Consider the following 12,600-nt stretch of genomic DNA (forward strand, 5'->3'; position numbering starts at 1 on the left):
CTATCTGTAGCGCGACGAAAGGCCGATTAAACTGAAAATACGGGTTCCAGTTTACTGTAGCCGAGGCCGTTCACCTTGCGTACTTTAATCTGCACCGGGATACGCTCTTTCATCGCGTCGACGTGACTGATCACGCCGATGGTTTTGCCGCTGGCGTTCAGCGCATCGAGGGCATCCAGCGCGGTATCCAGTGTTTCAGCATCAAGCGTGCCAAAGCCTTCATCAAGGAACAGCGACTCAATACGGGTTTTATGGCTAACCAAATCGGACAGCGCCAGCGCCAGCGCCAGGCTGACCAGGAAACTTTCGCCGCCGGACAGGGTACGGGTATCGCGCTGGGCATCGGCCTGCCAGGTATCGATCACCTGCAACTCCAGGGCTTCCTGTGATTTCCGTTGCAGCAGATAGCGACCATGCAGGCGGGTTAGCTGATTATTCGCCAGCCACACCAGATGATCGAGCGTCAGTCCCTGAGCAAATTTACGGAATTTATCGCCGTCTCGTGAACCAATCATTTGATTGAGATAACCCCAGTCATCCGCCTGCTGCTCGCCGTCGGCAATTTGTTGCAGCAGGCTCTGTTGCTGCTGTCGACGCTGCTGGTCGCTATCCAGCTGCTGGCGTGCCTGGCCCTGCTGCTGGGCATTGTCTCGCACCTGCAAGCGTAAAATATCTATCTGTTCGCTGAGGGTTTCTGGTTGGTCATTCAGATTTTCCGGCTGCAGCGCCTGATGTTCGCTTAGCGCTTTGCTGGCCTGCTGATACAGCACCACCGCCTGCTGACGCTGACTTTCCAGCTGTTGCTGCTGCTGACGCAAGCGTTGTGCGCTGGCGTCATCAAGCAGTGCGGCGGTAAAGGCACTTTCATCGGCGAAAGCGCTGGCGGTCAGTGCGTTACTCAGCTGTTCCTGCGCCTGTTTCAGGCGGGATTGTAATGATGTCAGCTGATTATTTAGTGAGTTATGCTGTCCGGTCAGATTATTCAGCTGGTTCTGTGCTGTCAGCCACTGTTGCTGTCTCTCAGCACTGAGCGCTTCTGCCTGAACCATCTGCTGTTGCAGCTGCTGCCGGACGTCGCCGATCTGGCGATCGCCAAACAGCTGCTGGCGCTGTTGCTGGAGAGCCAGGGTGTGCTGATGCAGCGTATCGCGCTCGGTTGCGCTGCTGGTCAGGCGCTTTTGCAACTCAGCCAGCTCACTGGCGAGGCTTTGCTGGCGGCTTTCCAGCGCCGCCAGCTTAGGCTGCAGTTCAGTCAGTTGTTGTTCAGTTTGCTGCCACTGTTGCCACTGTTGCTGGCGTGCCTGTAACCAGCTGTCGGCACTGTCGGCGTCAGGTAAACTGAACTGATAAACGGCCAGTTCGGCGGTGAGTGCTTCGCGTAATTGCCGGGCCTGCTGACGATCGCTTTGCTGCTGTTTTTGCAGCTCATCCAGCTGTTGCTGCGCATGGTTCAGCTGCTGCTGCGCCAGTTGCTGTGACTGCTGATGTTTTTGCAGCGCCTGCCATTGCGCGCTACAGGCATCTTTAGTTTGCTGATGCAGGCGCGACGCCTGCTCATAGTGGATCAGCGTCTGTTGCAGGCTGGCTTCCTGCTGCTCCTGCTGTTGCAGCCAGTGGCTGACGGCTTCCGCTTCCGGCGTGACAAAGTCTGTTGCCAGCTGGCTGGCAAGTTGCTGCCACAGTTGCAGCAAACCGGCGATATCGCTGGCGATTTGCTGGCTTTCCTGCTGCTGTTTTTCCAGTTGTAGCTTGCTCAGCCGCACCTGCTCACCTTTGGCACTGCCTTGCTCTGCGAGTTGCTGCACCTCTTTTTCCAGTTGCTGCAGGCGCTGCTGATTTTCGGACAGTTCCAGTGACTGATACTCGGCAATGGCCGGGTGCTGACAGGAGCCGCATAGCGGACAGGGTTGCTCAGGCTGTAACGCCGCGCGATAGTGCGCTAAATCGGCGATTTGCTTTTCCAGTTCGCAGCGGGTTTTCAGATCGAGATAGTGCTGCTTTTTCTCTTTCCATGCGCCGCGCAGCGCTTGCAGCTGCTGCTCGTCCTGGAGTAATTGCGAATTCAGCTGCTGCAGTGCAGCGTGCTGACGTTGTTGCTGCTGACTCAGCTGCAGCCACTGCGATGACAGCAGCGCCAGCTGTTGCCGCTGCGGACGTTGCTGTTGCAGGGCCGCCAGCGCTGCCCGCAATGTCTGTTCGGGTTGCTGCTGTTGCAGCGTCGCCAGCGCTTGTTCGGCCTGATTCTGCTGCTGCTGTGTAATATCGTACTGTGCCTGTAGCGGGGCCAGCTGCGTTGCCTGCTGCTCAAGCGACTGATTTTGCAGTGCAATAGTCTGCAACTGTTGCTGTTCGCGCTGTTGCAGCGAAGTCAGTGCTTGCTCGCTTTTTTGTAACTGGCTGAATCGTTCCCGCCACAACAGCAGTGATTCACCCCAGTGAGCGACGTGCTCATGCTGCTCGCGCCACTGTTGATGCTGGTAGCGTTGCTGCTCCAGGTTGTTGATTTCCTGAGCATACTGCGCCTGATTTTGCAGTTTCTGCTGCTGTGAAAGTTGGTACTCACTTAGCGTTTTGTCCAGCTGTTCTGCCTGCTGTTGCAATGTTGCCAGCTGATGATCGAGCGGAATAACCTGCTCATTAATCAGCGTTTCCTGCTGCTGACGTTGTGCTGACAACTGTTTCAGCTGCGATTCTGCCTGCTGCTGCTGTTCGCTCAGGCTGTGCAGCGCGATGCTGGCTTGCTGCTGCTGTGTGCTCAGCGCGTGAAGCTGTTGCTCAGCATCGGTTACATCCTGTTGAGTCTGGTTACGCTGTTGCCACAGCGGACGCAGTTTTTCTGCCGGTTCTGCCTGCGCCAGCTGCTCCCGCTGCGGAAGTGCCTGCTGCCATGCGTGCTCCGCCTGCTGCTGAGTGCTCTCTGCCTGCTGACAACTTTGTTGCAGCTTATCGCGCTGGGTCAGCCATTGTTGCTCAAGCTGTCGCTTATTCAGTTGCTGGGTAAGTACTTGCTCCTGCGCAATCAACTGATCCAGCTGCTGTTGCAGAGTCTGACGCGTCTCTTCATCCAGTAACGCCATCCCGGATGCCTGCGCGCGCAAATTATCCAGCGCAAGGCGGGTGGCTTTATGACGTTCAAACACCTCCATTGAGATGCGGCCATAAATTTCGGTGCCGGTCAGCTCTTCCAGCAGCTCTGCGCGTTCATTGGCTTTGGCATTCAGAAAGGCGGCAAACTGACCCTGGGAAAGCATCATCGATTTGGTAAAACGGTTAAAATCGAGGCCGGTCAGACTTTCAGTCATTTTAAGCTTGTCGTTAACTTTATCGGCGACAATGGTGTTATCGCTACAGCGCGCCAGCTCGACTCTTGGCGCCTGCAAATTGCCATCCACCGCGCCACGCGCGCGATTCTGACTCCAGAATGCGCGCCAGGCTTCACCCTTAACTTCAAACTCCACTTCGGCAAGGCATTCGGCGGTATCGCGAGTGATCAGATCGTTTTGCGACTGGGTAATACCGCCGAGGCGCGAGGTCTGATGATACAGCGCCAGGCAAATAGCATCGAGCAGGGTGGTTTTACCGGCTCCGGTTGGCCCGGTAATCGCAAACAAGCCGTTACTGGCGAAGGGTTCAGCGGTGAAATCGATTTTCCATTCGCCCTTCAGCGAGTTGATGTTCTTAAAACGCAGCGTCAAAATTTTCACGGCTGCTCCTCATGGCGAATGGCATCTAAAGTGGTAACAAACAGCTGCTGCGCGCGCTGCTGACGCGGAGTATCATTATCTTCTTGCTGCTCCAGCCGCCGGGCAAACACCTCTTCAACGCTCAGTTCACTTAGGGTTTCGTTATTTTGACGTGCAATCACCTTGTCACGCTGTTCGCGGCTGCGGCGCAGTAACACCACTTCTACCGGCAGCGCGGCGGTCAGCTCCTGGATGCGGCGCTGAATATCATTGAGATAATCGGCGGTGACGATTTCGATATCCAGCCAGACATTGCTGTCAGTATCGGTGAATTGTGCCAGCTGCTGCTCAATTTCTGCCAGCGAGCCTTTAATCATGCACATCGGCTGAAATAACGGAACCTGCAGCGCTTCAACGCGGCGAAGCTGGTCGCCGGCAAACTCCACCAGAAATACGCTCTTCTCTTTACCCAGTTCATCAAAACTGAGTGGGACAGGCGAACCGCTGTAGCGAATATGTTCGCTGTTGGCGACGCGCTGCGCCCGATGAATATGGCCCAGTGCGATATAATCGGCGGGCGGAAAAGCCTGCGCCGGGAAGGCATCGAGCGTGCCGATATAGATATCACGCACCGAGTCACTGGTGGTGACGCCGACGGTCGTCAGATGGCCCGTAGCGATAATCGGTAATGCCAGCCCCAGCGCGGTGCGCTGTGTCAGTGCATGCTGATAGCAGCTCTGATAATGCTCGCTGATGGCTTCCAGCAGACTTTGCTGTTTTTCGCGTCCCGATTGCCCGGCCTGGCTGCGCAGAATATCGCGCGGGCGTAAAAATGGAATCGCACACAGTAGCGCAGCTGGGTTGCCCTGACGGTCATTCAGCTGTAACACTTGCTGCCCGATGTCATCGCTGGCGGCAGCAATCACCCGGGTATTCAGGCAGGCCAGCAGCTCGCGAGATTCATTGAGCGTTGCCACTGAATCATGGTTTCCGCCGAGCACTACCAGCTGGCAGCCGGTTTGCTGCAGTTGCACGACAAAACGGTTATACAGTTCACGCGCATAGCTCGGAGGCGAGCCGGTATCGAAGATATCACCGGCCACAATCACCGCATCGACCTGATGTTGTTCTACCACCTGTACCAGCCAGTTAAGAAACGCCTGATGCTCCGGCGCCCGGCTTTTGGTGTAGAAAAACTGACCGAGATGCCAGTCCGAGGTGTGGATAATGCGCATAAAACTTCCCGATTTATTTAGGGTACATAACGGTAACGTAAGTTGCCGATTATAAACAGAGAGCTTAACGGCGGGTGAGTAAATGCATAATCAGCCTAAAAAAAAGTATCACAAAGGCGATTTTGGTCCGTGCATTTTTCATAAATCTGTCATAAAACTGACGCATAATGGCGCCGCGAATCCCAGTGACTAAAGTCACATCAGCAGGAGCAATAATGGCTAAGCGCATTTTGGTAGTCGAAGATGAAGCCCCAATCCGTGAGATGTTGTGTTTCGTTCTTGAGCAAAATGACTATCAACCGATAGAAGCGGAAGATTATGACAGTGCGATCAATTTACTTATCGAACCCTGGCCCGATCTGATTCTGCTCGACTGGATGTTACCTGGCGGCAGCGGCATTCAATTTATTAAGCATCTGAAACGCGAAGCCATGACCCGGGATATTCCGGTGATGATGCTGACTGCGCGTGGTGAAGAGGAAGACCGGGTGCGCGGGCTGGAAGTCGGTGCCGATGACTACATCACCAAGCCGTTTTCACCGAAAGAGCTGGTGGCACGCATCAAAGCGGTGATGCGCCGTATATCACCGATGGCGGTTGAAGAGGTGATCGAAATGCAGGGACTCAGCCTCGATCCTTCGTCGCACCGGGTGATGTCAGAAAATACCCCGCTGGAAATGGGCCCGACCGAATATAAATTACTGCACTTTTTTATGACCCATCCGGAACGGGTATACAGCCGTGAACAGCTGCTGAATCACGTCTGGGGCACCAATGTTTATGTGGAAGATCGTACTGTTGATGTGCACATCCGCCGTTTGCGCAAGGCGCTGGAAGTTTCCGGCCACGATCGCATGGTGCAAACGGTGCGTGGAACGGGGTATCGTTTCTCCGCTCGTTTTTGATCGGAGTCTGAACCGTGCTGGAACGCCTCTCCTGGAAGAGATTATTACTGGAACTGCTGCTGGCCTGCGTGCCAGCACTGATACTCGGCCTGGTGGTGGGTTTTCTGCCGTGGTGGCTGCTGCTGTCGGTGCTTGGCGTGCTGGGCTGGCATTTCTATAATCTGCAGCGCCTGTCGCACTGGCTATGGATCGACCGTACGATGACGCCGCCCGCCGGGCAAGCCAGCTGGGAGCCACTGTTCTATGGTTTGTATCAGATGCAACTGCGTAACCGGCGGCGACGTCGCGAGCTGGGCAACCTGATTAAACGTTTTCGCAGCGGCGCAGAATCGTTGCCGGATGCGGTGGTGTTGACGACCGAAGAGGGCAATATTTTCTGGTGTAACGGCCTGGCACAACAGCATCTTGGGCTGCGCTGGCCGGAGGATAACGGACAAAATATTCTTAACCTGCTGCGCTATCCTGAGTTTTCCCACTATCTGCGCCAGCGCGATTTTTCCCGACCGCTAACTCTGGTACTGAATAATCATCGTCATTTAGAGTTTCGTATCATGCCTTACAGCGAAGGGCAGTGGCTGCTGGTGGCGCGTGATGTTACTCAGATGCATCAGCTGGAAGGGGCGCGGCGCAACTTTTTCGCCAATGTCAGTCACGAACTGCGCACGCCGTTAACCGTGTTGCAGGGTTATCTGGAAATGATGAACGATGCGGTGCTGGAAGGACCTGCACGCAGCAAGGCTCTGCATACCATGCAGGAGCAGACGCGGCGTATGGATAGCCTGGTTAAACAGCTGCTTACCCTGTCGCGGATTGAAGCGGCGCCGGCGATTGATTTGCAGGAGAAAGTGGACGTGCCGATGATGTTGCGCCTGCTGCAACGTGAGGCGGAAACGCTGAGCAATGGACGGCATGAAATTCATTTCCATACCGATCCACACCTGCGGGTGTTCGGTAATGATGAACAACTGCGCAGTGCGCTTTCTAACCTGGTCTATAACTCGGTTAACCATACGCCAGCAGGCACCCGGATTGATATCAGCTGGTTGCGTAATAAAACCGGCGCGCATTTTGCGGTGAAAGATAACGGACCGGGGATTGCGAAGGAACATATTCCACGGCTTACCGAACGCTTTTACCGCGTGGATAAAGCGCGTTCGCGCGCCACCGGCGGCAGCGGTCTTGGGCTGGCGATCGTAAAACATGCGCTGAGCCATCATAATTCGCGGCTGGATATTACCAGTGCTGCTGATGTTGAGACCTGTTTTGCCTTTACGCTGGCGCCGAGGTTGATTGTTCCGGCTGAATTACCGGAGAATGCAAAGCGTTAACCATTCACGGACGCAAAGCATGAAACGAGTGATTCTGGCAGCGGCGCTGGTGCTGTCAGCGGCAGTTCAGGCGAAAGAGGGGATGCTGGCGGGAAATCTTACCAGCGTCGGTTCGGATACCCTCGGTAACCTGATGGCGCTATGGGGTGAGAACTTTAACCGTCAGTTCCCTGGTGTGAACGTGCAGGTTCAGGCTGCCGGTTCGTCCACCGCGCCGATAGCTCTGGCTGCTGGCGCAGCGCAGCTTGGTGCCATGAGCCGCCCGATGCAGGCGGGAGAACGCCAGTTATTTGAGGCTAAATATGGTTATCCACCGCTGGCTGTACCGGTGGCGATGGATGCGCTGGTGGTGGTGGTGAATCAGGACAATCCGCTGAACTCAATCGATAGTCAGCAGCTTGATGCGCTATTTTCGGTCACGCGCTTATGTGGTGCTACCGCTGCGCCGCAATATTGGGGAGACTTAGCGCTGACCGCACCTGACTGGCAGCGGCGCACCCTGCAACGCTTTGGGCGCAATTCCGCTTCCGGCACCTGGGGGTTCTTCAAACAGCAGGCGCTGTGTAACGGTGATTTTCGCCAGGATGTCAGTGAGTATCCCGGTTCGGCGGCGGTGGTGCAGGCGGTGGCCAGCAGTCTGAATGGCATTGGCTATGCCAGTATTGGTTTTCATATCAGCGGCGTTAAAACGCTGGCGATTGGCCGTGATGGCCAGCCAGGCGTGATGCCAATCACCGAAAATATTCGTAACGGCAGTTATCCTTATCTTCGCCCACTCTATATCTATGTGAATAAAGCCCCAGGTAAACCGCTGGAGCCGTTAACCCGTGCCTTTTTGCAGCAGGCGATTTCGCCACAAGGGCAGGCGCTGGTGGAGCGTTCGGGCTATTTGCCGCTGTCTGAAGCGCAGCTGCGTCAGGCACGGGCGCTGATTAACTAAATTTTAAAATTATTAGCCGGTACGTGTTAACCCCAGGGGCGGCATCAGGCCGCTCACCTGCCAACATGAATTTAATTCATCACTAATGAAATTTCCTCTGTTGCACCTGAACAAGGCTCATGGCAATGTGGGTTCAGACATATAGATGTCCAGAAGTCTAAAAAATAACGAAGGGCAACTATTTTACCGGTAAATTATGCGCTGCGCGCATCAGTCAGGAGTTAAAAACCATGCAAAGAACCACCGCGCCATTTCGTGCCGATACCGTTGGCAGCTTTCTGCGTCCGCAGGCAATTAAACAGGCGCGTGAGCAGTTTACTGCGGGTGAAATCGATGCCAGCGCACTGCGTCGTATCGAAGATGAGGCGATCCGTCATGTGGTGACTCATCAACGTGCCTGCGGTTTACAGGTGGTGACTGACGGTGAGTTCCGTCGCGCATGGTGGCATTTTGACTTTTTCGACGGCCTGCAGGGTGTTGAGCGCTACGATGTCGATCAGGGCATCCAGTTTAACGGCGTGCAGACCAAAGCTCACAGCGTGCGCGTGGTCAGCAAGCTGGGCTTTGGCGACCACCCGATGCTGGAAGATTTTCGCTATCTGCAAAGCGTCAGTGGTGATGCCGTGGCCAAAATGACGATACCCAGCCCAAGCGTGCTGCACTTCCGCGGCGGACGTAAAGCGATCGACGCAACGGTTTATCCTGAGCTGGATGCGTACTTTGACGACCTGGCACAGACTTATCGTGATGCGATCAAAGCGTTCTATGATGCCGGCTGCCGCTATTTGCAGCTGGATGACACCGTCTGGGCCTATCTCTGCTCCGACGATCAGAAACAACAGATCCGCGAGCGCGGTGACGATCCTGAAGAGCTGGCGCGTATCTATGCCCGCGTGCTGAATAAAGCCATTGAGGGTAAGCCAGACGATCTGACCATTGGCCTGCATGTTTGCCGTGGTAACTTCCGCTCTACCTGGATCTCTGAAGGCGGCTACGAGCCAGTGGCTGAAATTCTGTTTGGCACGGTGAACATTGACGCTTTCTTCCTGGAGTACGATAACCAGCGCTCCGGTGGTTTTGAGCCGCTGCGCTTTATCCGGCCAGGCAACCAGCAGGTGGTGCTCGGTCTGATCACGACTAAAAATGGCGAGCTGGAAAATCCGGAAACGGTAAAACAGCGCCTGGCTGAAGCGGCGCAGTATGTCGACATCAATCAAATCTGCCTCAGCCCGCAGTGCGGATTTGCCTCAACGGAGGAAGGCAACAGTCTGACGGAAGAGCAGCAGTGGGCCAAGCTGCGTTTGCTGGTCGATATCGCTAAAAACGTCTGGTAACTGGCGTAAAGTTGTGCGGACAGGCGCGGCTTTCCGCGCCTTTTGTGCATCAGAATGCGCACAAACGAGCAATATAACCCCTGGTTGTACATAAAAAATACAAATCATCTAGTGTGCATTACTCATATGTTGAAGTGATGCACTGCTTTTAGAGAAATATCTGCTATATCATCCTGCTTTTCCGATCCCGTATTGCCTTTCTTCGCTATAAACGTTTTACTTAGCGCCGTTGTCGATTTATCCCCCTGTGAACAGAAGAAAATTAGCTCAAATCACCTGCGCGCCAGGCCATCAGTAAGCATAATGCTCTGTAGTTGTCTGAATTAATGAAAATTTTAACGTGCTGTGGGGTTCGCAACGCTTTAAACACAACTTTCACTGCAACATCAGGAACAGGCATCACGGCTTTTATGAAATATCGTTTAACTCCTAAAGATATCATCGCGCTGGGCTTTATGACCTTTGCCCTGTTTGTCGGCGCGGGCAATATTATCTTCCCGCCAATGGTGGGAATTCAGTCTGGCGAACACGTCTGGATGGCTTCACTGGGTTTTCTGATTACCGCAGTGGGTTTACCGGTGATTACGGTGATCGCGCTGGCACGCGTCGGTGGCGGTGTTGACGCCCTGAGCTCGCCGATTGGTAAAGCGGCGGGTCTGCTGCTGGCGACGGTCTGCTACCTGGCAGTCGGCCCGCTGTTCGCCACTCCGCGTACCGCAACGGTTTCCTTCGAAGTGGGTATTGCACCGCTGACCGGTGACGGCCCGCTGCCACTGTTTATCTACAGCGTGGTCTATTTCGCGCTGGTCATGGGTATTTCTCTTTATCCGGGCAAGCTGCTGGATACCGTAGGCAATATTCTGGCGCCGCTGAAAATTATTGCATTGGGTGTGCTCGGCGTTGCTGCAATGCTGTGGCCAGCAGGCGATTTCGCTCCGGCGACGGAAGCCTATCAGCATGCTGCGTTCTCCAACGGTTTCGTGCAGGGCTATCTGACCATGGATACGCTGGGCGCGATGGTGTTTGGCATCGTTATTGTTAATGCTGCGCGTTCACGTGGCGTCAGCGATGCGCGCCTGCTGACTCGTTACACCGTGATTGCTGGCCTGATTGCCGGTGTCGGTTTGACGCTGGTCTATCTCAGCCTGTTTAAACTGGGTTCGCACAGTGCCAGCATTGTCGATCAGAATGCCAACGGCGCGATGATTTTACATAACTATGTGCAGCATACCTTTGGCGGAATGGGCAGCTTCTTCCTTGCTGCGCTGATTTTCGTCGCCTGTATCGTTACAGCGGTTGGCCTGACCTGCGCCTGTGCGGAGTTCTTTCAGCAGTATCTGCCGCTCTCTTACCGCACGCTGGTATTTATTCTCGGTCTGTTCTCAATGCTGGTCTCAAACCTCGGTCTGAGCCACCTGATTCAGGTCTCGATTCCGGTGCTGACCGCTATCTATCCACCGTGTATTGTGCTGGTAGTGCTGAGCTTTACTCTGCGCTGGTGGAATAACAGCAGCCGGATTATTGCGCCAACGATGCTGATTAGCCTGCTCTTTGGTATCATTGACGCGATTAAGACCACCAGTTTCAACGATGTTCTGCCAGCCTGGAGTCAGCATTTACCGCTGGCCGATCAGGGTCTGTCCTGGCTGCCGCCATCACTGGCGATACTGGTGGTTGTCGCGATTATCGATCGCGTGATGGGGCGTCAGCACGTCACTGCGCACCAGTAAGAATTCAGGTTTATTTTTTAACCACGGGCTTGCCCGTGGTTTTTTCATTTCCACAGGTGATAAGTCGCTATGCAAGAAACGAACAAGCTCAAACGCGGACTGAGCACGCGCCATATCCGTTTTATGGCATTAGGATCGGCAATTGGTACCGGGCTGTTTTACGGCTCGGCTGATGCCATCAGAATGGCCGGACCAAGCGTGCTGCTGGCCTATATTATTGGCGGCGCGGTAGCCTATATTATTATGCGTGCGCTGGGTGAGATGTCGGTGAACAATCCGCAGTCCAGCTCGTTTTCGCGCTATGCTCAGGATTATCTCGGCCCGCTGGCAGGTTATATCACCGGCTGGACCTACTGTTTTGAAATCCTGATTGTTGCCATTGCCGATGTTACTGCCTTTGGCATCTATATGGGCGTCTGGTTCCCGGATGTGCCGCACTGGATCTGGGTACTGAGCGTGGTGCTGATTATCGGCGGCATCAACTTGCTCAGCGTGAAAGTGTTTGGCGAGGTGGAGTTCTGGTTCTCCTTCTTTAAAGTTGCCACCATTATCATCATGATCCTCGCTGGCTTCGGCATCATTATCTGGGGGATTGGCAACGGTGGTCAGCCAACCGGTATCCATAATCTGTGGACCAATGGCGGCTTCTTTGCTCACGGTATCGTCGGCATGCTGCTGTCGCTGCAGATGGTGATGTTTGCTTACGGCGGTATTGAAATTATCGGTATCACCGCCGGTGAAGCGAAAGATCCGGAAAAGTCGATTCCACGTGCGATTAACTCGGTGCCGCTGCGTATTCTGGTGTTCTATGTCGGCACGCTGTTTGTCATTATGTCGATTTACCCGTGGAACCAGGTGGGCACCTCGGGCAGTCCGTTTGTTCTGACTTTCCAGCACCTCGGTATTGCTGCTGCCGCTTCTATCCTTAATTTCGTCGTCATCACCGCCTCGCTGTCGGCGATTAACAGCGATGTGTTTGGCGTCGGTCGTATGCTGCACGGGATGGCCGAACAGGGCCATGCGCCGAAGATGTTTATGAAAGTCTCACGTCGCGGTATTCCGTGGGTCACGGTGATCGTGATGATGCTGGCGATGCTGGTGGCGGTCTACCTGAACTACCTGATGCCGGAAAAAGTGTTCCTGGTAATCGCCTCACTGGCGACGTTTGCCACGGTGTGGGTGTGGATTATGATCCTCAGTTCGCAAATTGCTTTCCGTCGTAAACTGAGCAGTGAAGAGGCGAAGGCGCTGAAGTTTGCCTTGCCGGGCGGCTCGGCTACCGCGATGGTTGGTATCGCATTTCTGGTGTTTATCATCGGCCTGATTGGCTACTTCCCGGATACCCGTATTTCGCTGTATGTCGGTATGGCGTGGATTGTATTGCTACTGGTCGGTTATGTGATTAAGCAGCGCGTCAGTCGCCGCTAAGCCATAACTGACGGAAA

Annotated in this window: 8 protein-coding genes; 6 read left to right on the forward strand and 2 right to left on the reverse strand. The window is 54.5% G+C overall.

Annotated elements, in window-relative coordinates; genetic code table 11:
* Window positions 1–26: 26 nt before the first annotated feature.
* The gene (locus RIN69_RS05415) at window positions 27–3,704 is read right to left on the reverse strand and encodes an SbcC/MukB-like Walker B domain-containing protein (RefSeq protein WP_313856075.1); all 3,678 of its coding nucleotides are present in this window, start codon (window positions 3,702–3,704) and stop codon (window positions 27–29) included.
* Window positions 3,701–4,918 (reverse strand): exonuclease subunit SbcD, encoded by a 1,218-nt coding sequence (sbcD, locus tag RIN69_RS05420; RefSeq protein WP_313856076.1) that lies wholly within the window; start codon window positions 4,916–4,918, stop codon window positions 3,701–3,703. The genes RIN69_RS05415 and sbcD overlap by 4 nt, the downstream gene beginning before the upstream one ends.
* 215 nt (window positions 4,919–5,133) lie before the next feature.
* On the opposite strand from sbcD, the gene phoB reads away from it, so the two are divergent.
* From phoB to proY, 6 genes are all read left to right on the forward strand, one after another.
* Window positions 5,134–5,823, forward strand: a complete 690-nt coding sequence (gene phoB / locus RIN69_RS05425; protein ID WP_052899539.1) for a phosphate response regulator transcription factor PhoB — start codon at window positions 5,134–5,136, stop codon at window positions 5,821–5,823.
* A 14-nt stretch (window positions 5,824–5,837) separates the two neighbouring features.
* Complete coding sequence (gene phoR / locus RIN69_RS05430; RefSeq protein ID WP_313856079.1) at window positions 5,838–7,151, forward strand: phosphate regulon sensor histidine kinase PhoR; 1,314 nt, start codon at window positions 5,838–5,840, stop codon at window positions 7,149–7,151.
* Window positions 7,152–7,170: 19 nt separating this feature from the next.
* Window positions 7,171–8,091, forward strand: coding sequence for a PstS family phosphate ABC transporter substrate-binding protein (locus tag RIN69_RS05435; RefSeq protein WP_313856081.1), 921 nt, complete (start codon window positions 7,171–7,173; stop codon window positions 8,089–8,091).
* Window positions 8,092–8,321: 230 nt separating this feature from the next.
* The gene (locus RIN69_RS05440; RefSeq protein WP_313856082.1) at window positions 8,322–9,425 is read left to right on the forward strand and encodes a cobalamin-independent methionine synthase II family protein; all 1,104 of its coding nucleotides are present in this window, start codon (window positions 8,322–8,324) and stop codon (window positions 9,423–9,425) included.
* A 410-nt stretch (window positions 9,426–9,835) separates the two neighbouring features.
* Window positions 9,836–11,155: a branched-chain amino acid transporter carrier protein BrnQ gene (gene brnQ / locus RIN69_RS05445; RefSeq protein WP_313856083.1), complete on the forward strand. Its 1,320-nt coding sequence runs from the start codon at window positions 9,836–9,838 to the stop codon at window positions 11,153–11,155.
* A 69-nt stretch (window positions 11,156–11,224) separates the two neighbouring features.
* Complete coding sequence (proY, locus tag RIN69_RS05450; protein ID WP_313856084.1) at window positions 11,225–12,583, forward strand: proline-specific permease ProY; 1,359 nt, start codon at window positions 11,225–11,227, stop codon at window positions 12,581–12,583.
* Window positions 12,584–12,600 lie beyond the last annotated feature (17 nt).

This window comes from Winslowiella toletana, assembly GCF_032164335.1.
Taxonomy (GTDB): domain Bacteria; phylum Pseudomonadota; class Gammaproteobacteria; order Enterobacterales; family Enterobacteriaceae; genus Erwinia; species Erwinia toletana_A.

Coding starts and splice junctions, on each gene's coding strand:
- sbcD (WP_313856076.1), bottom strand. CDS start 4,918: ATGCGCATTATCCACACCTCGGACTGGCATCTCGGTCAGTTTTTCTAC.
- phoB (WP_052899539.1), top strand. CDS start 5,134: ATGGCTAAGCGCATTTTGGTAGTCGAAGATGAAGCCCCAATCCGTGAG.
- RIN69_RS05435 (WP_313856081.1), top strand. CDS start 7,171: ATGAAACGAGTGATTCTGGCAGCGGCGCTGGTGCTGTCAGCGGCAGTT.
- RIN69_RS05440 (WP_313856082.1), top strand. CDS start 8,322: ATGCAAAGAACCACCGCGCCATTTCGTGCCGATACCGTTGGCAGCTTT.
- brnQ (WP_313856083.1), top strand. CDS start 9,836: ATGAAATATCGTTTAACTCCTAAAGATATCATCGCGCTGGGCTTTATG.
- proY (WP_313856084.1), top strand. CDS start 11,225: ATGCAAGAAACGAACAAGCTCAAACGCGGACTGAGCACGCGCCATATC.